This is a genomic window from Carnobacterium sp. (genome assembly GCF_049673005.1).
In the GTDB taxonomy this organism is placed as follows: domain Bacteria; phylum Bacillota; class Bacilli; order Lactobacillales; family Carnobacteriaceae; genus Carnobacterium_A.
Genome location: NZ_JBATXB010000042.1, coordinates 1 through 25,833 on the forward strand (window position 1 = coordinate 1; position 25,833 = coordinate 25,833).

Below are 25,833 nucleotides of genomic sequence, written 5' to 3' on the forward strand. Positions count from 1 at the left end.
GAACTATTAGAACGAACAACCAAAAATTTATACATTCCTATTATTGGCCAAGCAGAATCACTGAATGTGGCAGTTGCTGCGGGAATTTTGATGTTTGCCTTAACGAAATAAAGTGTTTCTCAAATATGTCTAATATATTAAGTTTTGTTTATAAAGGATAAATATAGCTTGTAATGCTTCTCATTTAAAGTTAAAAAGAGTAATATGTAGATTACTAGGAAGAAATGTTTAAACTCTAAAAATAGAAAAGGAAGTCTTTGAATGTCTGAACCGAGATGGAAACAAGATATAGAATATGTAGCTTTAATTGAAGACTTACTTGATCGTGAAGAAGTAAAAAAACTAAATGAATATACTCAACATCACTTTACAACACGTCTTGAACACTCAATTAGCGTTTCCTATCTTAGTTACCGTATTGCAAAAAGATACGGCTTAAACGCTAGATCGACTGCACGTGCTGGTTTGCTTCACGACTTGTTTTATCATGATTGGAGAACAACTAAGTTTGATGAAGGAACACATGCATACGTTCATCCACGTATTGCCTGTGAAAATGCTAAAAAAATAACAGATTTAAGTGAGTTAGAGTGTGACATTATAATTAAGCATATGTGGTTGGCTACAGTAGCCTTACCAAAATACAAAGAAAGTTATATTGTAACTTTTGTAGACAAATATTGTGCTGTAAAAGAAGTAGCCGTCCCTTTGTCTGGAAAAGTCCATAGACGAATGAAAAATATGTTGTCAAGGTTAAAAACTGTCCAAGCCTAATAAATTCTCTAAGAAGAGTGTAATTAAATTTAGTGGGAAAAGTTATCTCATCATTTACTAGTTGAGATAACTTTTTTTTTTGCTAATTTGTTAAGCAAATGATAAAGAAACGAAACTAAAAAAAGTAAACAGATTACTTACTTTGAATAACCAAAAATGATATACTATAAAAAAGAGGTGAATAAACACTATGACAATAAAAGAAATAGATCAAACAACCGATTGTGATTCTAAACAAAAAGAAATATGCCCAAAGTTTGAACGCACTTTTTCTATACTGGGGAAAAAATGGATGGGTCTAATCATTGATGTATTGTTAGAAGGGCCTCAACGTTTTAAAAATATCTCTACTGCCATACCAAACGTAAGTGACCGAGTGTTGGTAGAGCGCCTAAAAGAATTAGAGCAAGAAGGTTTAGTTTTAAGAACCGTTGATCCTAAAGCAACAATGAGAGTAGCATATAGCTTGACTAAAAAAGGAACAGACCTAAAAGATGTTATGAACGCTGTTCAAATATGGGCAGATGAATGGGTTTGTATTGACGAAGAATAAGACTAGGAACAGCTTGACTCTCTCTATTCATTTAGGTAAACTAGATGAGGAGCAATAGAATAGAACTAAAAATGATAATGGAAAAAAGTAATTTGGAATAATCTAACAAAAGAGAACAAGTACCCAGGCTGAAAGTATTTGTCTAGATTGCCAAATGAACATTCACTTCCGTAGTTGACCTTTGGAATTTACTGTATGTAATGAAAAGAGATCCGGTATACACCGTTATGTAAATGAAGTGTAGATTTAAGTTCGTTTAAATCTAAACAAGGGTGGTACCGCGAATCGTAGCCTCGTCCCTTTTAGGGATAAGGCTTTTTTTGCGTCCAAAAATAAAAAATGTACTGAAAAAGGAGAAAATATATGGAATTGAAACAGAAATTAGAAGCTTTAAAAGAAGAAGCGATTAAACAAATAGCCCAAGCTGAAAATTTATCTGCACTTGATCAAGTGCGTGTAGCTTATTTAGGTAAAAAAGGTCCAATTACTGAAGTACTTAGAGGGATGAAAGATGTCTCAGCACAAGAACGTCCTATGATTGGTGCAGCAGCGAATGAAGTTAGAGATGCGATTGCGGTAAAACTCGAGGGACAAAAAACGCTATTGGAGTTAGAAAAAATTAACCGTGATTTAGCAAATGAAGCCATTGACGTAACATTACCAGGCAAACATATCCCAACTGGACAATCACATGTATTAACACAAATTATGGAAGAAATTGAAGATTTGTTTATTGGAATGGGTTATCAAGTTATTGAAGGTCCGGAAGTTGAAGAAGACAAATATAATTTTGAACGAATGAATTTACCTAAACACCACCCAGCTCGTGACATGCAAGATACTTTCTACATTACGAATGAAACCTTGTTGAGGACACATACTTCACCGGTTCAAGCGCGAACAATGGATAAACACGATTTTTCTAAAGGTCCATTAAAAATGATTAGTCCAGGTAAAGTATATCGACGAGATAGTGATGATGCTACTCACTCTCATCAATTCCATCAAATTGAAGGATTGATTATTTCAGAAAATGTTACTATGGCTGATTTAAAAGGGACACTTGAAGTATTCGCTAAAAAACTTTTTGGTGCTGAACGAGAAATTAGATTAAGACCGAGTTACTTTCCATTCACTGAACCATCAGTAGAAGTTGATGTTAGTTGTTTTAAATGTGGTGGGTCGGGTTGTAACGTTTGTAAACAAACAGGCTGGATTGAAATTTTGGGTTCAGGTATGGTTCATCCAAATGTCTTAGAGATGGCCGGTATTGATTCTTCTAAATACAGTGGCTTTGCATTTGGCTTAGGGCCTGATCGTGTAGCTATGTTAAAATATGGAATTGATGATATTAGGTATTTTTATCAAAATGATAGTCGTTTTCTAAATCAATTTAAGGTAAAGGAGTAAACTCATGAATGTATCGTATCAATGGTTATCAGAATATTTAGATTTAACAGGGATCTCACCTGAAGACTTAGCAGATAGAATGTCACGCACCGGAATAGAAGTAGAAGATGTTTTTATTCCAGAAACAGGATTGAAAAAAATTGTTGTTGGTCACGCTGTTAAAGTAGAGGATCATCCAGACTCAGATCACTTACATGTTTGCCAAGTTGATATTGGAGAAGATGAGTTGTCGCAAATTGTTTGTGGAGCTCCAAATATCACAGCGGGACAAAAAATTATTGTTGCCTTACCGGGATCAAGAATCACGGGGAATACTAAAATAAAAAAAGGTAAAATGCGTGGACAAGTATCAAATGGAATGATTTGTTCGCTATCAGAATTAGGTTTTTCTGAAAAAGTAGTCCCTAAAAAATATGCTGATGGCATTTATGTACTGCCTGATGATGCTGTACCAGGTGAGAGTGTTTTTTCATACTTAGCAATGGACGATGCTCTATTAGATTTATCGATTACGCCTAACAGAGCAGATGCATTGAGTATGAGAGGAGTAGCTTACGAAGTAGGAGCTATTTATGACTTAAAACCTGAATTCAAAACGATTTCATTAGATGAAAATAAAAGTGAAAAAATAGCAGATTATATAGAAGTAGCAGTAGAGGATAAAAACGATACCCCCTTCTATAGTATGAGAATGATTAAAGATGCAACTATTGCTGAAAGTCCGATGTGGCTTCAAACCAAATTAATGAATGCTGGTATTCGTCCGTTAAATAATGTGGTTGATAGTACAAATTATATTTTGTTGGAATATGGACAGCCTCTGCATGCTTTTGATTACGATCGATTAGAATCAAAAAAAATTGTAGTTAAACGTGCACGATCAGGGGAAGAGTTAGATACACTAGACGGCGAAACGCGTCAATTAACGAATGAAATGATTGTGGTTACAAATGGGGAAAAACCCGTTGCGCTTGCAGGAGTTATGGGTGGTTTAGGAACAGAAATTCAAGATAACACGGTGAATATTGCATTGGAAGCTGCTTTGTTTGAGCCCGTAGCTATTCGTAAAACAGCTAAAGAACTTAACTTACGTAGTGAAAGTAGTTCTCGTTACGAAAAGGGAATCAATCAGGACTCTATTTTAACAGCAAGTGCTCATGCTGCTGCTTTAATAAAGGAATTAACAGGTGGGACTATCGTTAGCGGAGTAGCTGTTGTTTCTGACTTAGATGTAAAAAATAAATTAGTTTCTATTACGTTAGAAAAATTAAATCGTTCTTTAGGAACAAAGATAAAAACGGATGAAGTTCTTTCTATTTTTAGTCGTTTAGGATTTGACGTTACAGAAGACAATGGATTGTTTAATGTATCTATTCCACCACGCCGTTGGGATATTTCTATTGAAGCAGACTTATTAGAAGAGGTTGCTCGTATTTACGGTTACGACAATTTGCCTTCAACATTGCCAATAATTGAATCAACTCCAGGTAAACTAGATGATAAGCAACGAATCATTCGTCATACTAGACATTACCTAGAAGGTGCTGGATTGTCTCAAGCTATTAGTTATGTTCTAACAACACCTCAAAAAGCTGGACAATTTTTAATGCGTGAAAGTGATGTCACTCAATTAGACTTACCAATGAGTGAAGATCGTAGTACATTAAGAATGAATCTTATTAGTGGATTGCTTGATGATGTCCACTATAACAGTGCTCGTAAAAATGTAGATGTAGCTTTGTATGAAATTGGCCGAGTTTTCTATAAGAACGATGACAGTATATTACCAATAGAGGAAGAACATCTTGCAGGTGTATTAACAGGATCATTGATAGAAAGCAACTGGCAAGAAAAAGCAGAAAAAGTAGACTTTTTTGATTTAAAAGGAATTTTAGAAGGCTTATTTGAAACTTATGGGTTAACAGAACCACTAACGTTTGTAGCGGATAAAGAGCAAGAAGGTATGCATCCAGGTAGAACAGCTGCTATTTATTTAGGAGAGCAGTCTATCGGGTTTATCGGACAAATACATCCGTTAACGGCTAAAGAATATGATATTAAAGAAACCTACATTTTTGAATTAAACTTACATCCGATTATTGAAGGTGAAAAACACCCAACAATTTATGCAGGTATACCAAAATATCCTGGAATGACAAGAGATGTAGCGTTGTTAGTTGATGAGACCATTACAAATCAACAATTAACAGAATTAATTTATGAAAAAGGTGGGAAATATTTAAGGCAGGTTCGTTTATTTGATCTCTATCAAGGAAATAAAATTAATGAAGGCAAAAAATCATTGGCCTATACTTTATCTTATTTAAATCCAAAAGATACACTAGTTGAAGAAGAAGTTACAAAAGCTTTTGAAAAAGTAATTAATGCACTAACTGAACAGTTTAATGCAGTGATTAGATAGTATTGAATTTAGCTACAGTAAAGAGAAGTTTTGCTATTAACCGCAAAGCTTTTTTTTATTAGAGAAAATAGAAAAAGATAGCCGGACTTTAATTCCTGTGTTAAGCTGAAAAAAACTATTTTTAAAATGAAAAAGAGGTCGAAATATGAGAGATGGACAATTAAAAAAAGAAGTGACAGGGTTAACAGCCCTAACAGTAGTCGTTGGCACTGTCATTGGTGCTGGAATCTTTTTTAAACCAACTGCAGTCTATGAAGCAGCGGGTGCGCCAGGAGTTGGCTTACTAGCTTGGCTTTTGGGCGGGTTAATTACGATAGCTGGAGGGTTAACCGTTGCTGAAATTGGGACAATCTATCCTGAAACTGGCGGAATGATGATCTATTTAGAAAAAGTTTATGGAAGATGGCTCGGTTTTTTAGTTGGGTGGGCACAAATGATTGTTTATTACCCAGCAAATATTGGAGCGTTAGCTATTATATTTGCTACACAAGTAAGTAGTCTATTTGAATTAGCAGACTCGACGATTGTTTCTATTGCTATTATGACCGCTATATTTGTGATGTTGATAAATTTTATGGGAACGAAGTATAGCGGGCGTATTCAAACGGCTGCAACTATTCTGAAATTAATTCCAATAATTGTTATTATTGTAGCTGGATTAATGTATCCAGGTGGGGGAGTAGTCCGATTGCTGCCTTTTTCTGTTGCAGAGCATCCCGTGGCTACAGGTCTAGGATCTGCTTTAGTAGCAACTCTTTTCGCTTATGATGGTTGGATAAATGTTGGGACTTTAGCAGGTGAGATGAAAAACCCGGGTAAAATGTTGCCTAAAGTTATTATTGGAGGACTATCAATTGTGATGGCAGTCTACTTAATGATTAATGTTGCTTATTTATTTGTTCTAGATAGCTCACAATTAGCGGGGACAGAAACTCCAGCTGCATTGGTTGCTTCTAAATTATTCGCTGGTCTAGGAGGGAAACTAGTGACAATAGGAATACTGATATCTGTATTTGGCGGAATGAATGGTTACGCAATTTCAGGTATTCGCATTCCCTATGTGCTAGCAACTCAAAAAATGCTTCCTTTTAGTGGATGGTTCAGTAAAGTGAGTAAACGGACAAATGTTCCAATAAATGGTGGCTTGGTTATGCTGAGTATTTCAGTCATTATGATTTTAACAGGGCAATTTAATCAGTTAACGGATTTGATTATATTTGTAATATGGGTTTTTATTACCTTAACCTTTATAGCTGTTCTTATATTAAGGAAAACTAAACCTGATATTGAAAGACCTTATCGTGTACCTCTTTATCCAGTTATTCCTTTAATAGCTATTTTTGGTGGGGTTTATATTATTTTTAATACAGTGATTGTCCAACCTGAGAATGCTTTGTTAGGGACATTACTAACATTATCTGGAATACCTGTTTATCTGTATACTAAGAATAAAAACAAATAAAAAAATAGCCTTTATTTTCTGTATGAGAAAATGAAGGTTATTTTTAATTTTTCTATTAAAAATAGATGATTAAAGTCTAGCTATTTTTTGAGCTTTTTGTGTATTAGCAAAATGTAGTTTGGCATATTTTCCTAATAAAGGTAGTCCGCCACGCTTAAGTAATCTCGCTGCTATCAAATCAGCATGGCTACCAGCTCCGGAGGGGATAGTGATACCAGCTTCTTTTGTCATTGTGTCTAAGCTAGTTAAGAAGGCATAGCGAGCAATGATAGAAGCAGCAGCAACAGCTAAGTGATGACTTTCGCCTTTAGTTTGAAAATAGAGATTTTCTTTTATTTGTTTAGGTTGATCTTGAATGTGTTTAAAATAAGTAGAAGGCAATTCAAATTGATCAATTAAAATACCATCAGGAACAATGGGATAGATTTTATTTAAAACGTGCCCTAGCGCTTGATTATGTAGGACTGCTTTCATTTTACCTTGAGTCATGGTTGGTTGAATGGCATTGTACTTTGAAGGCAATACCGTTAACAAGCTATGAGGAAGAAAAGTGATTAAATCAGAGGCTACTTTCCTAATTTCCGGATCTTTCATATCTTTCGAATCCCGAACGCCTAATTCCTTTAGTAAAGCAAAGTGGTTTTTATCAACATACGCAGCAACTACGGTTAAAGGTCCGAAATAACTACCATTACCCACTTCGTCACTTCCAATGACAGACCAATGTTTGAAATCTTTTGGTAAAGGAGTATTAAGGTCTTTCGTATTTTTTTTACTAGTAACACCCTGACTGCTTTTGCCTGACCAAAGAGCGGCTTCTTGTTGTGCAGTAGCTCCTTGAAATAAAACTTTCCCCGAAAGATAAGCCGTAATATTAACCGTACTTTTCTTAGCTGCAAATAGTCCTCCTGGTGGTGTTTTTGGTTTTAAATTCATCGTATAGTATTTTTTCATATCTTGTAAGGTTTGAGGTGAGACGGTCAATACTTCATTGGACATATCGTTAGTCGTCCTTTCTGATTAAAAATAGACTGGTTCTTATTATAGCACAAAGAATAACGGATTTAATAATGCACGAGAGTTTTAAAAAGTCTAGATAGAAAATAATAAATTTAAGAAGAAATCTATTTTTTAATGCTTGTTAAAAGAGAGTCAAAGTGCAAAATAGTTTATCTCTTGACTTTCGAGCTCGACCAAAGTAAAAAAAAGTTAAACAAAAGAAGTGTTACTCTTTTATCTTTCATGGTAAAATGAGGGAAATGTAGTTTTTAGGAGGGGTTCGTAATGACTCAAGGGAAGATTCGTTATAAAGTAACGATTGCAGGGAAAAAATATACAATTATTGGTGCACGCCCTGAAGCTCACTTAAAAATGGTAGCTGAAATAGTTGATAAGCAGATGGGGCAAATTGAAAATTTATCTAAAGACTTAGATCCAGAGAGACGTGCAGTTTTAACAGCGGTTAATGCCGTTTCTGATCAAGTTGATATGCAAATTAAGCTTGAAGAACTGCAGAACAAGTTAAATGAAATGGAACTTAAATTAAAAGATGATCAAAAATTAATAAACTAAATTTTTGATTGAAGAGGGTGGAAAAATGTTAATGACAGTTGCAATATGTATTATTCTAGCATTAGGTGCTTATGGGGGTGCTAGAAGAGGATTAGTTTTACAACTTGTAATGACAATAGGTTATTTTATATCTTATTTCGTAGCAGCACAGTATTACAAGGTATTAGGTACAAAATTAGATTTGCTTATCCCATATCCATCAGCTTCAGAAGGAACACAATTTTCATTTTATGATCAAGCAATTGGATTTAGTTTAGATCAGGCTTTTTATAATGGAGTTGCTTTTCTAGTAATCCTATTCATTGGTTGGATGTTGACAAGATTTATTGGTGGATTATTAAATTCATTGACGTATATACCAGTATTAAAACAGATTAATGCATTGGGTGGAGCAGTATTAGCATTTGTTGTCTCGTACACAGGGGTTTTCTTAGTCTTGATTTTGCTAACAATGTTGCCTTATGCTGCTATTCAAAATGCTTTTAATGAGAGCAACTTAGCTCAAACAATAGTTGAAAATACGCCAGTCTTATCTAAACAAATCTATAATTGGTGGATACAAACAACACTATAATTCATGCTAAATGATTAACCGAGAAATCGTTCTTTGGTACATAAAAGAACGGTTTCTTAGTATCTATATGACTAAACTAAGATTAATGAAGAGGTGAACACGATTAATAAGAAAATATTTCAAACATTAGAATTTAATAAAATAATAAAAACGTTGTCTCATTTTACGGCTTCTGAATTAGGTAAAGAGCAAGTACTTGAATTGAAACCATCAATTTCTTTATCAGAAATAGAAACCCTTCAAGACGAAACAGAAGATGGTGCGACTATTCTTCGTTTGCGTGGTGGGTTGCCAATCCCTAAACTACACAATGTTAAACCTCATTTGAAACGTCTTCAAATTGGAGCTTCTTTAAATGGATTAGAAATTGCTCAAATTGGTAGAATTTTAAGAACTACATCGGAAGTCTCTCGTTTTTTTGAAACTTTAAAAGAAACAGGTATCGAATTGACGACACTCTATCACTTAGCCGACAAATTTATTACAACGCCTACATTAAACCAACAAATAAGGGAAGCTATAGAAGAAGACGGTCACGTCCTAGACGATGCGAGCATAGCTCTACGCGGTATCCGAACGGGTATTAAGCGTAGTGAAACGGGGATTCGTGAAAAATTAGATAGTTTAATTCGAGGGAAAAATGCCCAGTATTTAACAGATGCAGTAGTAACCATGCGTAATGATCGTTATGTTATTCCAGTAAAACCAGAGCACCGCAGTAGATTTGGTGGAGTTGTCCATGATCAAAGTTCAACAGGACAAACGTTGTTTATTGAACCTCAATCCGTTGTTGATTTAAATAATAGGTTGCGCCAATTACAGATTGAGGAACGACAAGAAATTGATCGTATTTTAGCAGAACTTTCTAATGAAATTGCTCCTTATGCAAATGAAATAGTAAATAACATGTTTTTACTAGGTAAACTTGATTTTATCGGCGCGAAAGCGAGTTACGGTAAAAGTATTGCAGCTACACGTCCACTCATTAGTGAAACGAATGAAGTGAACTTACTTAGCGCAAGACATCCAATGTTAGATTCAGAAACAGTTGTACCTAACGATATAGTAATCGGCGGTGAAAACCAAGCGGTTATTATTACCGGACCTAACACAGGTGGTAAAACGATTATTTTAAAAACACTGGGTTTGTTGCAACTAATGGGACAATCGGGGTTACAATTACCTGTAGCTGAAGGCAGTCAAATGGGGTTGTTTACTGAAATATTTGCTGATATCGGAGACGAACAGTCAATTGAACAAAGCTTAAGCACGTTTTCTTCACATATGACGAACATTGTTTCTATTTTAGAAAATGTCGATGAAAAAAGTTTAATTATTTTCGATGAATTAGGTGCGGGGACAGATCCTCAAGAAGGAGCTGCGCTAGCGATTGCTATTCTAGATCAGATAGGAGCGATTGGAAGTTATGTGATGGTCACATCCCATTATCCAGAATTAAAAGCTTATGGCTATAATCGCCCCAATACAGTGAATGCAAGTATGGAATTTAATGTAGATACGTTAAGTCCTACTTATCGTTTGTTAATTGGTGTACCTGGACGAAGCAATGCGTTTGAAATATCTAAACGTTTAGGCTTACCGACTGAAATTATTGAATCTGCTCGTCAATTAATTGATGCAGAAAGCCAGGATTTAAATGAAATGATTACCGACTTAGAAAATCGCCGAAAAATGGCTGAAACAGAATATCTTGAAGTAAGGTATCATTTAGATGAATCCGAACAACTACATGCTGATTTACAAACAGCTGTCCAACAATTCTATAGTGAACGAGAAGACTTAATAAAAAAAGCTCGTAAAAAGGCTAATAGTATTGTCGAAGAAACAGAAGAACAAGCAGATCAAATTATCAAGGATTTACGCAAAAAACAATTACAAGAACCATACGGGAACAACGTAAAAGAACATGAGTTAATCGGTGCAAAATCAAGTTTAGCACAGCTTCATCATGAAGAGTCTTTGGCTAAAAATAAAGTGTTAAAAAAAGCTAAACGAGATCAGTCTTTTAAAGTAGGCGACGACGTGCAAGTCCTATCTTTTGGACAAAAAGGCGTCATTTTAGAAAATGCAGACAAGGACCATTGGGTTGTTCAAATGGGTATGTTAAAGATGAAAATTAAAGAAAGTGATCTCAAATTAACAACTCCTGAAAAAGAACCAACTCGTCGAATGACAACAGCCGTTCGATCTACATCAACTAGCCATGTCTCACCACAGTTAGATATACGAGGAGAACGTTACGAGAATGCACTAGCGGATTTAGACAAATATTTAGATGATGCCTTATTGGCAAACTATCCGCAAGTAACAATTGTGCATGGAAAAGGTACGGGCGCTTTGAGAACGGGTGTAACAGAAGCATTAAAAAAACACCGTTCTGTAAAAACTTTTCATTACGCACCTAACAATCAAGGTGGTAATGGTGCTACAATAGTAGAATTTAAATCATAAGCAAGATAGTAGAAATAAATAAATTTGTTTGTTATAATGAAGTTACTAGAAAATAGCTTACTATTAATAAGCTAAATAAGTAGCAAAAAATAAAGTTATTTGGTACAATGATTAAAGAATAAAATAACTTACTATTAATTAGTTAATACATTAGGAGGAATTTAAATGGTACAAGTAGTCACAGATAAAGATTTCGAATTAGAAACAAATGAAGGTCTTTCAATAACAGATTTTTGGGCACCATGGTGTGGACCTTGTCGTATGCAATCTCCTGTTTTAGAAGAATTAGATACAGAGATAGGCGATCAAGTTAAAATAGTAAAAATGGATGTTGATGAAAATCAAACAGTTCCTGCTTCATTTGGAATTATGAGTATTCCAACATTACTAGTGAAAAAAGATGGCGAAGTAGTTGAAAAACTAATTGGTTATCATGGTAAAGAACAAATCGAAGAAATCATTGCAAAATATAAATAAACAATAAAAAAGAACGGCTCCTGTCTGGTGAACAGGAATCGTTCTTTTTTTATTTTTTTTCTATAAAGTAAGTTAATTCTTGCTCTAATTCTTTTTTTATATCCGTTTCTTCAATAGCATCAAGCAAGTTAAAGCCCTTTTGGATAAAATAGTCAACCTCTAATTTAGTACCAATTTTTTCTAAAACAATCCCTTTTCTTACATATAATACGGCTAGCATAACGTATTTAGAGTCTGATTTAGTTTTTATAATTAACTCTTCAATTTGAATTAAAGCTTGCTTAAAATCTTTATTTTCCATTAATAAAAAAATTAAATTCATAGAAAAAGCTGATTGTAATTTAGCTGATTCTTCGAAATGGCGGTAAAAATTCAGATCGATTAGGGCGCGTTTAGAGATAAATAAAGAAGTTTCAGCAGGGAAAAAGAATAAGATATTATTTAATAAGCGTAGTTCTGTTAAGTACCACTTATCCATTTTTTCTAGACGAAACCAAACTGTTTCTGCATGTGTATAAGCTTTTTTCAAATCATTCGTTTGAGCTAAGGTTAAAAGAGCATGGTAGACTTGAACAATGTCTTTTATAACGGCATCATCATGAGTGAGTAAATATACCTCAGCATTATCCTTTAATTGCATTAAAAGAGCCACATCAGAATTCGTTGTAATAGAATTAAATTGAAACAATAGATCTTCTTTTTTGCTTAATTGATAAGAATTATGAATGTAAGAAAATTCTTTATGCGTCATATCTAAGTTGCTAAGAATTTGAAAGTATTTTATTGCATTGGTTGTAATATTCTCAGCTTCAAATCGAGTATAAGTTGATCGATTCATTGCATTGCGTGCTACTTTTTCTTGAGTATACCCCTTATTTTCACGTATTTTTTTTAAAGATGGACCAAAAGGAGCGTTAGATTCTATCAAAAAGATCACCTCTTTTTTATAATTTCAAAAAATAATGTTACTATATGCACATTATACAATAAATGGCGATTCCTTTGCTATACTCTATTTATAGAGCGGAGGGATGACATGAAAACAGACTACACTAAAGTCTTAAAAAAACTTGTGGCAATCTTACCAATACTTTGGTTTGTTGGTGGCTAGAAGAAATGTCAGAATATAAGATTCCTGTTTTCCAATTGATTTATTTAAGCCACAATTAATAAAAAGAATGAACATGGATAACAGGAAATTTCGTACACATAGATAAATTTAAACGGTTATATTGTTTTGAAAACATAGTATATTTTATAGAGTGGGAGAGGAAATCATGGATAAAAGACAGTCAACTGTATTATACGCTTATGTCATTGAAGGAAAAAATGCAAAAAGTACTTTGAGTATAGCTGAAGAAGATTTAATTGAAAATGCAGATGGTATCCTTGATTGTCCTTTTGATAGTGTTCTAAGAAAGCACAATCTCACTTCAATTGATTTAAGTAACATGTATGTAAGTAAACTAACATTTGTAAAGTTTACTAATGAGGCAACGATTACATTGAAAACGATAGAACTAAATATAAATATGTAAGCTATATTTTCAGACTAAAATTCCCCCCTGGATTTTAGTTTGAAAAAAAACAGTTATCTTTAAAGAGATAGCTGTTTTTTTATTGCTAAAAATAATTTCGTGAGTTTTTTAAATCACAATAAAGTATGTTAAACTGATTTTAATTAACAAACGAATAAGAATTAAAAAGGATGAATAAAAATGATTGACTATTCTATTTCAACAGGCGAAACTACGTTGTTTTGTAAAGTAAGTGGTTCAGGAGAACCTTTACTTTTATTGCATGGTAATGAAGAGGATCATACTATTTTTGAACATCAAATTCCTTTTTTAAGTAAATTTTACCAAGTTATTGCGCTTGATAGCCGTGGACATGGGCGTTCAGATCATGGGGAAGAGTGTTTAACATTTCAAAGAATGGCAGAGGATGTTGTAACAGTGTTAGACTACTTCGAATTGGAAAAAACAAACATAATTGGGTTTAGTGATGGTGGTAATTTAGGGCTTTATGTAGCATCTCACTTTCCTATTAGAGTAGATAATCTTATTGTAGTTGGAGCAAATTATAAATCAAATGGTTTAAAGACTAAAGAATTTTTGTATGTTAAAGGTTTGTTTTATTATCTAAAAGTTAGTGGGTATATTTCTAAGGCTAAACAGAAACGTATGGAAATTATAGACTTGATGTGGCACCAACTTAAATTGAATGAGAAAGATTTAAAAAATATTACAGCACGAACGTTAGTAGTGGTTGGAGAAAATGATGTGATTAAAAAAAAACACTCAGAAGTGATGCATACATTGCTATTAAAAAGCACAATAATTACAATACCAGAAGCAACACATTTTTTAATGATTGAAAAGCCAGATGTATTTAATTCGATAGTCAGAGATTTCCTATTAAAAAAATAGTGTAAGGAGCGTAAATGAAGATGACATTTCGTACAAAGAGAGACAGTTTTTTACTCGTATTGTTTTCATCCAATAGTTTTTTATTTGTTATTAGTTTAGTTGTCATTTTAACAACTGTATCATTTAGTCAATGGATTAAGTGGGTTGGTTTTATTTTATTGGGATTTTCCTTATTATCATGGTTAGCTGCTGCGTGGTTTATTTCTTACACGTTCAATAAAAATAGTATTTTAATAAGAAAAGGGTTAGTTATCAAACAAATTCAATACAATCAAGTAGTAAAAATAGAAGAAGTTGATTATCGTTTATCAGACTTATTAAGTGGAGAAAGAGCGTTAAGTTCGAAAGATGGAGTAGTGCTTTATTATCAGACAAAATTAGGAATGAAAGCAATCAAATTATCGCCAGAAAAGAAACACTATTTTATTAAAGAATTAATACAACGTGTACCTGAGATACAAATTGGATGATTATAAACTAATTTTTATATTAGGTTCAAAAATGTTGCTGAACGAATAGTGAAAGATAGAAGATAAACAAAATTAGTGTATCAAAAAAAATTAAAAAGGAGAGAGAGCATGCTTGAAATAAAAAACATAAAAAAAACATTTGGTTCTCTTACTGCTGTTGATCAGGTTAGTTTTTCGATACGAGATGGCGAAATTATGGGTATAATTGGACAAAATGGAGCAGGGAAAACGACAGTCTTTCGTTTAATATTAAATTTTTTAACGGCAGATGAGGGGACAGTCTTATGGAATGGACATCCGTTAAAAAAGACTGATTACGATATTATTGGTTATTTACCAGAAGAACGAGGATTATATCCTAAAGTAACCATTGAAGATCAAATTATTTATTTTGCTCGACTAAGAGGTAAAACAAAAAAAGAAATAAAACCGTTAATTGATAGTTGGATGAAAAAATTTGAAGTAAAAGGGAAAAAAACAGATAAGGTTAAATCATTATCAAAAGGGAATCAACAAAAAGTTCAATTGATATGCACATTGATTCATCAACCTAAGTTAGTGATTTTAGATGAACCATTTAGTGGTTTGGATCCAGTTAATGCAAGTCTACTAGAAATTGGAATTAAAGAGCTTAAAAAACAAGGAGCCTGTGTGATTTTTTCAAGTCACGATATGAATAACGTCGAGGAAATTTGCGATAGTTTAATCATGCTACGCAATGGTGAGATGGTGTTAGAAGGCCGCGTTCACGAAATTAGAGAAAAATTTGGTCGTACAAAACTCTTTTTAGAAACAACTCTTTCAGATGAAGAGTTATTAGGGATGCCTGGAGTATTAAAGCTTAAAAAAACAAAAGATGGCCTAACTATGTTAGATTTAACTGACCCAGAATGTGGAAAAGAAATATTTAAAAGAGTGACCAACGATGGATATATTCCAACCTTTAGTCAACAACCGCCTACGCTTGAAGAAATTTTTAGAATGAAAGCAGGTGTGCCAGATGAACAAGTTTAAAGTAATTGCAGGAGAAGTATATAAAAAGAATGTTAAATCAGTTGGATTTATATCGATGGTGCTATCGCCTATCGTTATTTTAGCGGTTGTTGGAGTAGTAATTTATTTTGTTGGCTCTTCATTTAGTGAAGTTTCTAAAATTGCTTTAATCACATCAGATTCTCAAATAGAAACTGTTTTAGAGTCTAACGGGGATCAGTTTAATATAAATAAAAAAATTAAGACGGAACGTTCTGCTAAAAAAGCTTTAAAAAATGGGGAAATCGATGGGTATCTTATTATAGATACTAAAAATGAAAAGATAGATGCAAATTATATTCATACCTCTACAAGTCAAACAATCGATTTAATGAGTTTAGAAGCATTACTATCTACTATTCAGTTAAACCGAACAGCCCTTAAGTTAGGTTTAACTCAAAATGAAGTTACTCAGCTAAGTTCAACAGCGACTGTAGCGGATGAAATTATTCGTTTTGAAGGAGATAACATTTCTAGCCAAAACAATTCAGATACAGCTATAAAACGATGGAGCGCCTATGTTGTAGGTATTGCAGTTTTTCTTTTTATTGTTAATTATTCGAGTATTATTGCTCAAGAAATTGCCTCTGAAAAAGGAACTCGAATTATGGAAATTATCTTATCAAGTGTTAGTTCATCGGTTCATTTTTTTGGAAAATTAATAGGTATTTTACTCGTTTGCTTAACACAAGTTGTCATTTACGGTGTGATTGGTTTCATTGCCTATCAAATAGGTAAGGATTTTGAGATTGTGCAAACGATTATGCAAGGGATTGATATTAAAGAGTTGTTAAGAAGTTTATTGGGCTACTCTGCAATCTATTTTGTTTTAGGAATTATTTTATATGCCTCTATAGCTGCATTTTTAGGGTCACTTGTTTCTAAAATTGAAGATGTGAATAAAGCTGTAACACCGCTAATTTTTCTATCGATGATTGGTTTTTATGCAGGTATGTTTGCATTTGCGAGTCCGAACCAAATGATTGTCAAAATTGCTTCTTATATTCCTTTTTTTACTCCAATGGTTATGCCTTTCAGGGTAGCCAGCGAAACAGTCACAGCTACAGGCAATACCATTGCTATTTTCTTCATGATAGGTTTTACGATACTTTGTACATCTATTTCATTAATTCTTTATCGTTCAAATGTACTAGTTTATTCAGATACAGGTATGTTTAAAACATTGAAAACATCTTGGAGTATCATGAGAAGTGAGAAACAAAAATAAAAAAAGTTATCAAGCGATTTAGTCCCGCTTGATAACTTTTTTATTTTTTCTTAGTATGTCTAGAAGAACGAGAAGGCAATTTCTCAAAAATAGATTTTTTATCATTTATTTTATTATCTTGTATTTTATCATTATCAATTACTAATTTAGTTGATGCTTGGTCAATCTCGTTACCAAAAAGATTTGGTATGTCTTTTTCTTCAGATAGTTCATCTAAAGTAAAAAAATGATTAATCGATGCAATAGGTTCTAAATCTTTTGCATCTTGCTTTAAAGTAATGGCAACTGTTAAATTTTTTTGATCAATTTGATAAAAAGCCTCAGTATAATTGCTTTCTTGTTGTTGGATTTGTTCAGCTAAAAAACCTGATTCTAAATTAAAAGATAAATTATTAACGGCTTTAATTCGGCTTTCTACACAGGTGCCCGCTAATTGAAAAACAATCGAGTGCTGGTTACGTACCTTTAATGTGAGATTTCCAAATCCTACTCTTTCAAAAAAAAGAATGGTATCTTCATCGGAAGATAAAGGATATTGTCTTGCGATTTCTTTTCCTGCCCAATATAAAATTTCATTAGTCTCATTCCCTAGTAAATTCGGTATTAAAACGTCACGTAGTAAAGATTGACCTAAAAAAGGACTATTTCCTTTGAATAAATTTAGATCTATACTTGGTTTTTGTTCGTTCATTCTTTTTCACCTCGCTATTTATACAATCTTAGTATAACGTGCAATAGATCAGAAACCTACCTTTTTTATTTATAAGACTTGAATTATTGATGAAAAAAAGAGAAGATAGGGATAACAAATAAATTAACTTTAGATAAAGGTTGTTACAACATGAAAAAACAAGCAATAGGTTTTATTGACTCAGGAGTGGGTGGCTTAACGGTTGTTAAAGAAGCTATTCGACAATTACCGAATGAATCCATTTATTACGTTGGGGATACTGCAAGGTGTCCTTATGGGCCTAGACCGGAAGAACAGATTTTAAAATTCACATGGCAAATGACTCAGTTTTTATTAGATAAAGACATTAAAATGCTAGTTATCGCGTGCAATACTGCTACTGCAGTAGCTTTAGAAGATATTAAAAGAAAATTAGCTATACCTGTAATAGGAGTTATTTTACCTGGTAGTCGAGCAGCTATAAAAAGTACGCGTAATAATCAAATTGGTATAATCGGTACGGAAGGAACAGTCAAAAGTAACCAATACAAGAAAATGATTCAATCTAAAGATACAAAATCAGCGGTGACTAGTTTAGCTTGTCCAAAATTTGTTCCGCTAGTAGAAAGTAATGAATACAACAGTGCGATTGCAAAAAAAGTAGTTGCTGAAACGCTACGTCCCTTAAAAAATATGGGATTAGATACTTTGATTTTGGGCTGCACACATTATCCACTGTTACGACCGATTATTCAAAACGTGATGGGAGATGGTGTTTCGTTAATCGATTCGGGTGCAGAAACGATTAGTGAAGTAAGTACTATTTTAGACTACTTTAATCTATCTGTTGATAGTCGGGACAATAAGGCTACAGAACACAATTTTTATACAACCGGATCAGTTCACATGTTTGAATCGATTGCTTCGCAATGGCTTGAAATAGAGTCATTTAAAACAGAAAATATTAAATTAGGTCATTAAAAAGTCTTTAGAATTGAGGGAATTATGAGAAAAGATAGAAGAAGAAATAATGAACTTCGTCACGTTACAATTGAGACAAATTATTTGAAACATCCAGAAGGTTCTGTGTTGGTAACGTTTGGAGATACAAAAGTTATTTGTAATGCGACCATTGAAACGAAAGTACCACCATTTATGCGTGGTCAAGGAAAAGGTTGGATTCATGCTGAATACTCAATGTTGCCCAGAGCTACCAATACAAGGACTATTCGCGAGTCTGCAAAAGGTAAACTAACAGGTAGAACAATGGAAATACAACGTTTAATAGCCCGCACGTTACGTTCGGTTGTTGATTTAGATTTATTAGGTGAACGAGCAATTACAATTGATTGTGATGTTATTCAAGCAGATGGTGGGACACGTACTGCAAGTATTACTGGCGCATTTGTTGCGATGAAACTGGCTATTTTGACTTTATTAGAAAGTGGTCAGTTAAAAGAAAATCCCATTAAGGAAACGATTGCCGCAATCAGCGTGGGAATAACAGAAAATAATGAAGCTTTATTAGACTTGGATTACTCAGAAGATAGTACGGCAGCTGTCGATATGAATATTGTTATGACATCAAGCGGCAGGTTTTCAGAGATTCAAGGAACAGGTGAAGAATCAACTTTTTCTGGAACTCAGTTAATGGAGATGCTTGAACTTGGAGAAAAGGGAATAAAGAAATTGATTCAACTACAAGATAAGGCAATAGACGACAGTTATTCAATAGAAAAAAATTTTAGCACCGTTTTGACAGATACAATTTTAATTGCTACTAACAATAAAGGTAAGGCACGTGAGTTTGAAGCACTCTTTGCAAAAAAAGGAATGAAAGTGCAAACTCTACTAGATTACCCAGAAATTCCTGAAGTAGAAGAAACCGGGACAACCTTTGCAGAAAATGCTTTATTAAAGGCAGAGACAATAGCCAATAAACTTAATGTAATTGTACTAGCAGATGATTCAGGGTTAAAAGTTGATGCTTTAGAAGGACGACCTGGAATTTTTTCAGCTCGTTATGCAGGGGAGCCCAAAAGTGATGCAGCAAACAATGCAAAGCTTTTGCATGACTTAACGGATATTCCTAATGATTCACGCACAGCACAATTTCACTGCACGTTAGCTCTAGCCTATCCAGGTAAAGAAAGTTTAGTTGTTGAAGGAGAGCTAGAAGGTAAAATACTAGGTATACCTCGTGGGGAAAATGGTTTTGGATATGATTCTCTTTTTTATGTGACGGATGAAGATAAGTCAATGGCAGAACTTTCTGAAATGGAAAAAAATAAAATAAGTCATCGAGCAATTGCATTAGTACACTTAGATCAAGTATGGGATAATTGGATGAGTAACCAGACAAACGAATAATGAGGTGGATAAATTGGGAATGAAAGTATTAGTCGTAAGTGATAGCCATGGTGATCGAGATATCTTAGTAGGACTCATTGAAACATATAAAGGGAAAGTTGATGCAATGATTCACTGTGGAGATTCAGAACTCGAGGAAACAGACTCAATTTGGCAAGAGATGTTATCTGTAAAAGGAAATATGGATTTTGATCAAGCTTATCCAGTAGTGCGTACTGAAAAAATCGACCAAGAAAAAATTGTTTGGGTTCATGGACACCTTCATGAAGTGAAAAAAACGATGCAAACATTATTAGTTGTCGCAAAAGAAGCACAAGCCAAGTTTGCTTTTTTCGGACATACACACGAACTAGGCGTAGAAATGATAGATGGAATTTTAGTTATGAATCCTGGAAGTATTTTGTTACCTCGTGGAGCCTATAAATTAAAAACTTATGCAGTAGTTGAGACGGATAAAGAAACAATTAAGGTTACTTATTATAATAGAATGCATCAACCAGTTGAAGAATTAAAACGTACATTTGCACGTACTTAGTAAGAGTAGATTGTATAGGCTAAGTCATTATCCAAAAAATAATAGTTGAGTACATGTTATACTATTATTTTAATATATTTCACTTTGAAATGACTAGAAAATTCATTAGTGAGAGAGGAACTTGAGAGACATGATTGGTAAAGAGATTGGTAAAATGTTATTAGAAAATAAAGAGAAATTTTTAATTCCTTCAGAACAAGTGGCTCATATTCAAATGACTAACTATTTAGATCATGCATTGTTGGTCTTAACAAAGATAGGTTACACTGTTATACCTGTTTTAGATTCAACCTATAAAATACGAGGATTAATCTCTATGTCAATGGTTATTGATGCGATAACTAGTATCGAAGATGTTGATTTTAATAAACTTGGAGAGATTCGCGTCGAAGATGTCATGCAAACTGATTTTGCGTTAATTGATGACCCTTATGATTTAGAGGAAGTATTACACTTATTAGTTCGTAATTCATTTGTCTGTGTCGCAGCCTCAGATGGGAGTTTTACGGGTATTGTAACTCGTAGTGAGATACTTAAAGCAACGAATAGAATTGCTCATGAGTTTGAAAATAAGTACGATGTAAAACCCAAAATTAACTATGTAGAAAAAATAAAAATGCGCTAAGAGTATTCTCTTAGTGCATTTTTATTTTTAAGTAAATTTTGACAGAGCGAAGGAGATTGATAATTCCAATAAACATTTTAGTTCAATGTTTTTACTAATAGAACCTATCTTTATTATTTACTCTAGCTTAACTCCCACATTGACAATGCTTAGAACCTTATCGATAATTTTAGCAGCTGCATTTGGTTTGAAGTTATCCTTCATATTTCCTTTGATTTCAGCAATTAAAGAAGGATTTTTTAATAGGTAAAGAACCGCTGGTGCAATTTGTTCTTCTTCATAAGATAGAATAGCCATTCCTTTTTGCTCAAATAATTTAGCATTATCTAATTCTTGACCAGGAACAGCAGGAGTTAAAACCAACGGTACTTGGATAGCTAGTGCCTCTGAAAGAGAAATGCCACCTGGCTTACTAACCATAATATCAGCTTGATTCATAAGAGACGCCATATCTTCAACATAACCTAAAATACGGATAGAAGAAATACCCTTAAACCTAGTTTGTAGTGATGTATAAAGTTCAAGGTTTCGTCCACAGATGACAGTAATGTCAAGATTACTGTTGAGATGTAGTTCTTCAATTAAAAGAGGCAAGTTTTTTATTACCCCAAAAGCTCCTGCTGAAATGAGTACTTTCTTTGGACAATCTGATGTAGAGGATGGACGAATAGCTTTAGCCTTTGTACTATAAAATTCTTCTTTAATGGGTATGCCAGAAATAGTTATTTTATCAGGAGAAATACCAGAATCCGTTAATTCATCTTTTAAAGAATCACCAGCTACAAAAAAATGATCTATTTCATCAGAAAGCCAACGAGAATGTAGGCAGAAATCTGTTAATACATTTATAAAAGGAATATTGTGCCGATTTTTTTGTTTATAAATAGGCAAAGCCTGCATTGGAAAAGTATTTATAACTACATCAAATTCATAAGTACTCATTAGTTGGCTAATACGTATATAGCCATAACGGTCAATCATTCGATCAATCCTAAAGTCTGTTAAGCGAGCATCTGAATTATAATAAAGAAAACCGTAAATATTTTGACCTTTAGTAAAACTTTTTAAATAAAGTTGTTTAGTAAAATGGGTTAAAATAGGATGGGCTTCATAAAATAAATCAGAGATTACAATATCTGTAATGCCGCGTTTATTTAATTCTGCAACTAAAGCATTCGTTACTTCTAAGTGCCCGTTTCCATAACTGCCAGTTAAAATTAAAATTTTTGGAGATTTCACTATTTTTTCCAATCCTTTCATTCAAATGAGTTCATTTATTTGAATTGAGTAGCCTATAAAATAATAGCTTATGTTTATTTTTTTATGGCCGTTACTGTCCTAATATCAATTAATTGTTATAAAATTTTTTATTTACTGCTAATCAAAACAATTAAATCGTCATTTTTATCGGGGTTGCCGGGATGACAATGCCTTCTTTTGTTAACGCCATAACATACTCTTGAAAAAAAGTATTTTGAATGGCATATTGACTGCCGTTCAATGTAAAAATATGAATACGGATAGCTAGCAAACCATCTCCAATATCCATTAATCCTAAATTGATAGGTTCTTCAGTGATTTCAGGATGCAGAGGAACTAATCGATTATTGACTTGTTCGATGATTGAATTTACTTTTATCATATCAACGTCTGCCTCTAATCGAATATTTATTTGAGCACGCATATTCTCTCTTGAAAGATTGCTAACAATTGTAATGTAACGATTCGGTACAAAGTTTAAAGTGCCATCAAAACTTTTAACGGTAGTTGTTTTTAAGTTCACATCGACTACAGTACCAGTAATATCAGTAAACGTAACAACATCACCAATATCTACTTGTTTTTCTAATAAAATAAAAAATCCATTCACGATATCACTTACGAAGCCTTGAGCACCTAAAGAAAAAGCCAGACCTATGACCCCTGCACCTGCTAATAGTGTACCTACAGGAATACCAATTTCTGAAAGAATAGCATAAGCTAGAAAAAAACCAAGTACAGCATTGTAAATATTGTGGGTGAGATTGTCTAAAGTATCTAAACGGCTTAATGAAATATGTTTTTTTCTTCGATAATTTTGAAATGTTCGAGTAATAAATACATTTCCAACTTTTTTAATAAGTAAAAATATAAGGATAAAAAAGAAAATTTGAATTGTTTTTGAGATGCCAACAGAAAGCAAGTTGTTCCAATCGATATTTTGCCAAAAATCTATAAAAAAAGATGTTTTTTTTGCAACGGAATCCACTACTTCTGCAGTAACAGAACTATCCGATTGATTATTCATAGAAAGACTCCTTTAACTATCATTTAATTTAAAAAATAGGTTACTATCCTTAATCATAACAAATTAATAAAAGAAAGGAAAACAAACCTTTTAAAATTTAGAGGATCTTAATAGTTTGTTCTTTTTTAGAGAGCAATTTTTTATTAGAAATCGGTATCATATCATTTGAAGTGGCAAAATCGATATGGTATTCTAAACATGAAGTAATTTTATTTTGTTCGGCAATAAGATAATCACTTTTTTTATTCTTTTATTGTAGGATAGAGTGAAATTAAGCAGATACACAATAAAATGAAGGAAGTGAGGAATTAACATGACAGGTGGAGAAATAGCAGCTTTGATAGCTGCAATAGCGTTTGCGGCATTAGTCGTTTTTTTAATTGTGGTATTATTAAAAGTTTCAAAAGTAATCGAAGAAGTATCTAAGACTGTAAAAGAAGCAAATACCAGTATAGAAGTCATAACGAAAGATGCTGATAGTTTGTTAATTGAAGTTGAAGGTCTATTGAATAAAACGAATACAACGCTAGATGATGTAAACGGAAAATTAAGCAAGACAGATCCTGTATTCCAAGCAATTGGAGATTTAGGAGTATCAGTGTCTAGTCTAAACTCATCTACACGTAATTTAGCAGGTCATGTTTCAGGTACGACTAAAAAGACAGTTAAAGCAGGAATGGTAACGAAAGTTGGCAAGACCGCTTTAAATTTAAATAGAAAAAGAAAAGCAAACTAACTAATTTTTATGATGCAGCATAACTTTATAGACAAAAAATAAGGTAACTTGAAGAGGAGAAAACGAATTATGGCTAAAAAAAATGGTTTTTTACTAGGAACACTAATTGGAGCAGCAACAGCTAGTATAGCAGCATTATTATTTGCACCGAAATCTGGAAAAGAATTGCGTGATGATTTATCTAAACAAGCTTTAGATGCTAAAAATACAGCAAAAGATTATTCTGATATTGCAAAAGAAAAAGGATCAGATATAAAAAAAGTTGCTAAAGATGCAACGGAAGATATAAAAATTAGCTTAAAAGATACGGCATCACAAATGAAAGAACAATTGTCTCAAACTTCAAAAGAAGTAGGAGCAGATTTGAAAGATATTCGAGAAGATTTAATGGTAAATGCTGATAAAGTTAAGGCTGATTTGACAGAAACTGCACTAGACACAAAAGAGAAAGTCGCTTCAACACTTGATGATGCTAAAGGGAATGTAAAAGATACTACAGATGATTTAGCTGATATAGCTAAGGATGCAAAAACTGATGTACAAGTGACGGCTAAAGAGGCAACAGAAGATGTAAAAGTAACAGCCGATGAAGCAAAAACAGAGAAAAAAGAAGTTGATTTAAATACTGGGATGAAATTAGACTCAGATTCATTAAAAAAAGAAATTGAACGAAACACAATGGATTTCAGCTCAAATGAAACGACTAATTTTGATAAAAAATAATGATTTGCTAGTTAATAATTAAAAAGCCAAAAGACGCTATTCCCATTATTGCAATAATGGGAATAGCGTCTTTTTTTAAAGAATAGATTTAAAAGAAGTAGAAGTCTTTGTGAAAAGTTCGCATCCTTCTTTTGTTACATATAAGCAATCTTCTATTCTAACACCCGCAACACCTGGTACGTAAATTCCAGGCTCTATCGAAAAGCACATACCTTCTTTTATAATTAACTCACTATCTTTCATAATTGAAGGAAACTCATGAACACTACTGCCTAATCCATGACCTAAACGATGGGTAAAATAATCTCCATATCCTTCTTTTGTAATAATGTCTCGTGCAATTTTATCTAATTGTCCAGCAGTTATACCTGGTTTTACTGCTGCAATAGCAGCAGTATGAGCTTTAAGAACAATAGAATATATTTTTTCTGCTTCAATAGAAGGTGTGCCGAAAATGGCTACTCTTGTAACATCGCTAGTGTATCCGTCATATACTACACCTAGATCAAAGAGTACCATGTCGTTTTCCTTAATTTTTCTCTTCCCTGGAACTCCATGAGGACTAGCAGCATGATCGCCAGTTAAGACCATTGTTTCGAAACTCATTTCCTTAATGCCATGTTTTTTTAGTTGATATTCTATCTCTGCTACAATTTCTTCCTCCGTAACACCTACTCTGATGCTATTAAATCCAATTTCTAGGGCTTTATCCGCCCATTTTCCAGCTTCAATCATTCGTCTTATTTCATCGGTATCTTTAATGATTTTCATTTCTTGTATTATTTCTGAAGCATTTAAAAATATTATATGATTGAAAAAATGATTAAGTAATTCGAATCGTTCTACGGTTAAGAACGATTTTTCTAGTGCCATTTTTTTTATATCAGAAGTAGTACTATTTATTTTCTCGGATAGAATAGACCAAGGGTTCTCATTGTCTAAATAGCCATAAACAGAAAAGGGCCAATTACTAGCTTTTGCATCCTCTGCTTCTAAAGAAGGGGTAAATAAA

Annotated in this window: 26 protein-coding genes, 2 pseudogenes and 1 other annotated feature; of the genes and pseudogenes, 22 read left to right on the forward strand and 6 right to left on the reverse strand. The window is 33.2% G+C overall.

Annotated elements, in window-relative coordinates:
* From WBF61_RS03950 to WBF61_RS03975, 6 genes are all read left to right on the forward strand, one after another.
* On the forward strand, window positions 1-111 hold a 111-nt coding region (locus tag WBF61_RS03950; protein WP_424254146.1), incomplete at its 5' end, for a TrmH family RNA methyltransferase.
* 150 nt (window positions 112-261) lie between these two features.
* A complete protein-coding gene (locus WBF61_RS03955) occupies window positions 262-774 on the forward strand; it encodes an HD domain-containing protein (protein ID WP_424254103.1) in 513 nt (170 codons plus the stop codon).
* 190 nt (window positions 775-964) lie between these two features.
* Window positions 965-1,327 (forward strand): winged helix-turn-helix transcriptional regulator, encoded by a 363-nt coding sequence (locus tag WBF61_RS03960; RefSeq protein ID WP_424254105.1) that lies wholly within the window; start codon window positions 965-967, stop codon window positions 1,325-1,327.
* A gap of 65 nt (window positions 1,328-1,392) precedes the next feature.
* Window positions 1,393-1,631 (forward strand) — a binding site (T-box leader).
* 59 nt (window positions 1,632-1,690) lie between these two features.
* Window positions 1,691-2,737 carry a phenylalanine--tRNA ligase subunit alpha gene (gene pheS / locus WBF61_RS03965; RefSeq protein ID WP_424254107.1) on the forward strand — a complete coding sequence of 349 codons (1,047 nt, stop codon included), beginning with the start codon at window positions 1,691-1,693 and terminating at the stop codon, window positions 2,735-2,737.
* 4 nt (window positions 2,738-2,741) lie between these two features.
* A complete protein-coding gene (gene pheT / locus WBF61_RS03970; protein ID WP_424254109.1) occupies window positions 2,742-5,159 on the forward strand; it encodes a phenylalanine--tRNA ligase subunit beta in 2,418 nt (805 codons plus the stop codon).
* A 145-nt stretch (window positions 5,160-5,304) separates the two neighbouring features.
* Window positions 5,305-6,621 (forward strand): APC family permease, encoded by a 1,317-nt coding sequence (locus tag WBF61_RS03975; RefSeq protein WP_424254111.1) that lies wholly within the window; start codon window positions 5,305-5,307, stop codon window positions 6,619-6,621.
* Window positions 6,622-6,690: 69 nt separating this feature from the next.
* On the opposite strand, the gene rnhC is transcribed toward WBF61_RS03975, so the two are convergent.
* A complete protein-coding gene (gene rnhC / locus WBF61_RS03980; protein ID WP_424254113.1) occupies window positions 6,691-7,620 on the reverse strand; it encodes a ribonuclease HIII in 930 nt (309 codons plus the stop codon).
* A gap of 285 nt (window positions 7,621-7,905) precedes the next feature.
* Between rnhC and zapA the strand changes: the two genes are divergently transcribed.
* From zapA to trxA, 4 genes are all read left to right on the forward strand, one after another.
* Window positions 7,906-8,193 carry a cell division protein ZapA gene (gene zapA / locus WBF61_RS03985; protein WP_424254115.1) on the forward strand — a complete coding sequence of 96 codons (288 nt, stop codon included), beginning with the start codon at window positions 7,906-7,908 and terminating at the stop codon, window positions 8,191-8,193.
* A gap of 31 nt (window positions 8,194-8,224) precedes the next feature.
* Window positions 8,225-8,767, forward strand: coding sequence for a CvpA family protein (locus WBF61_RS03990; protein ID WP_424254117.1), 543 nt, complete (start codon window positions 8,225-8,227; stop codon window positions 8,765-8,767).
* Window positions 8,768-8,869: 102 nt separating this feature from the next.
* Window positions 8,870-11,239: an endonuclease MutS2 gene (locus WBF61_RS03995; protein WP_424254148.1), complete on the forward strand. Its 2,370-nt coding sequence runs from the start codon at window positions 8,870-8,872 to the stop codon at window positions 11,237-11,239.
* Between the two features lie 165 nt (window positions 11,240-11,404).
* Complete coding sequence (gene trxA / locus WBF61_RS04000; RefSeq protein ID WP_424254119.1) at window positions 11,405-11,716, forward strand: thioredoxin; 312 nt, start codon at window positions 11,405-11,407, stop codon at window positions 11,714-11,716.
* 49 nt (window positions 11,717-11,765) lie between these two features.
* On the opposite strand, the gene WBF61_RS04005 is transcribed toward trxA, so the two are convergent.
* Window positions 11,766-12,644: an Rgg/GadR/MutR family transcriptional regulator gene (locus WBF61_RS04005; RefSeq protein WP_424254121.1), complete on the reverse strand. Its 879-nt coding sequence runs from the start codon at window positions 12,642-12,644 to the stop codon at window positions 11,766-11,768.
* A gap of 349 nt (window positions 12,645-12,993) precedes the next feature.
* Between WBF61_RS04005 and WBF61_RS04010 the strand changes: the two genes are divergently transcribed.
* The 6 genes and pseudogenes from WBF61_RS04010 (at window position 12,994) to WBF61_RS04035 (ending at window position 16,875) form a co-directional block, all read left to right on the forward strand.
* The gene (locus WBF61_RS04010) at window positions 12,994-13,254 is read left to right on the forward strand and encodes a hypothetical protein (RefSeq protein ID WP_424254123.1); all 261 of its coding nucleotides are present in this window, start codon (window positions 12,994-12,996) and stop codon (window positions 13,252-13,254) included.
* A gap of 180 nt (window positions 13,255-13,434) precedes the next feature.
* Complete coding sequence (locus WBF61_RS04015; RefSeq protein ID WP_424254124.1) at window positions 13,435-14,145, forward strand: alpha/beta fold hydrolase; 711 nt, start codon at window positions 13,435-13,437, stop codon at window positions 14,143-14,145.
* A 20-nt stretch (window positions 14,146-14,165) separates the two neighbouring features.
* A complete protein-coding gene (locus WBF61_RS04020; protein ID WP_424254126.1) occupies window positions 14,166-14,615 on the forward strand; it encodes a PH domain-containing protein in 450 nt (149 codons plus the stop codon).
* 108 nt (window positions 14,616-14,723) lie between these two features.
* Window positions 14,724-15,429, forward strand: a pseudogene (locus tag WBF61_RS04025) (ABC transporter ATP-binding protein); the annotation flags it as partial.
* Window positions 15,414-15,629 (forward strand): annotated as a pseudogene (locus tag WBF61_RS04030) (DUF4162 domain-containing protein); the annotation flags it as partial. The pseudogenes WBF61_RS04025 and WBF61_RS04030, both read left to right, overlap by 16 nt.
* Window positions 15,616-16,875, forward strand: a complete 1,260-nt coding sequence (locus tag WBF61_RS04035; protein WP_424254128.1) for an ABC transporter permease — start codon at window positions 15,616-15,618, stop codon at window positions 16,873-16,875. The pseudogene WBF61_RS04030 and the gene WBF61_RS04035, both read left to right, overlap by 14 nt.
* 40 nt (window positions 16,876-16,915) lie before the next feature.
* On the opposite strand, the gene WBF61_RS04040 is transcribed toward WBF61_RS04035, so the two are convergent.
* Window positions 16,916-17,566 (reverse strand): YslB family protein, encoded by a 651-nt coding sequence (locus WBF61_RS04040; RefSeq protein ID WP_424254130.1) that lies wholly within the window; start codon window positions 17,564-17,566, stop codon window positions 16,916-16,918.
* Window positions 17,567-17,716: 150 nt separating this feature from the next.
* On the opposite strand from WBF61_RS04040, the gene racE reads away from it, so the two are divergent.
* From racE to cbpB, 4 genes are all read left to right on the forward strand, one after another.
* Complete coding sequence (gene racE / locus WBF61_RS04045; protein WP_424254132.1) at window positions 17,717-18,526, forward strand: glutamate racemase; 810 nt, start codon at window positions 17,717-17,719, stop codon at window positions 18,524-18,526.
* Window positions 18,527-18,550: 24 nt separating this feature from the next.
* Window positions 18,551-19,915, forward strand: coding sequence for a ribonuclease PH (gene rph / locus WBF61_RS04050; RefSeq protein ID WP_424254134.1), 1,365 nt, complete (start codon window positions 18,551-18,553; stop codon window positions 19,913-19,915).
* Window positions 19,916-19,934: 19 nt separating this feature from the next.
* On the forward strand, window positions 19,935-20,450 hold the full coding sequence (locus tag WBF61_RS04055; protein ID WP_424254136.1) for a metallophosphoesterase: 516 nt from the start codon (window positions 19,935-19,937) through the stop codon (window positions 20,448-20,450).
* 130 nt (window positions 20,451-20,580) lie between these two features.
* Complete coding sequence (gene cbpB / locus WBF61_RS04060; protein WP_424254150.1) at window positions 20,581-21,075, forward strand: cyclic-di-AMP-binding protein CbpB; 495 nt, start codon at window positions 20,581-20,583, stop codon at window positions 21,073-21,075.
* Window positions 21,076-21,192: 117 nt separating this feature from the next.
* Here cbpB and WBF61_RS04065 read toward each other — a convergent pair whose 3' ends face one another.
* Window positions 21,193-22,314, reverse strand: a complete 1,122-nt coding sequence (locus tag WBF61_RS04065) for an MGDG synthase family glycosyltransferase (protein ID WP_424254137.1) — start codon at window positions 22,312-22,314, stop codon at window positions 21,193-21,195.
* 151 nt (window positions 22,315-22,465) lie between these two features.
* Window positions 22,466-23,362, reverse strand: a complete 897-nt coding sequence (locus WBF61_RS04070; RefSeq protein WP_424254139.1) for a mechanosensitive ion channel family protein — start codon at window positions 23,360-23,362, stop codon at window positions 22,466-22,468.
* Between the two features lie 313 nt (window positions 23,363-23,675).
* Here WBF61_RS04070 and WBF61_RS04075 point away from each other — a divergent pair, with 313 nt between their 5' ends.
* Both WBF61_RS04075 and WBF61_RS04080 read left to right on the forward strand, forming a co-directional pair.
* Window positions 23,676-24,098, forward strand: coding sequence for a DUF948 domain-containing protein (locus tag WBF61_RS04075; RefSeq protein WP_424254140.1), 423 nt, complete (start codon window positions 23,676-23,678; stop codon window positions 24,096-24,098).
* A gap of 69 nt (window positions 24,099-24,167) precedes the next feature.
* On the forward strand, window positions 24,168-24,821 hold the full coding sequence (locus WBF61_RS04080; protein WP_424254142.1) for a YtxH domain-containing protein: 654 nt from the start codon (window positions 24,168-24,170) through the stop codon (window positions 24,819-24,821).
* A gap of 75 nt (window positions 24,822-24,896) precedes the next feature.
* Here the strand turns inward: WBF61_RS04080 and WBF61_RS04085 are convergent.
* Window positions 24,897-25,833 (reverse strand): M24 family metallopeptidase (locus WBF61_RS04085; RefSeq protein WP_424254144.1); only part of this gene is annotated, 937 nt, incomplete at its 5' end.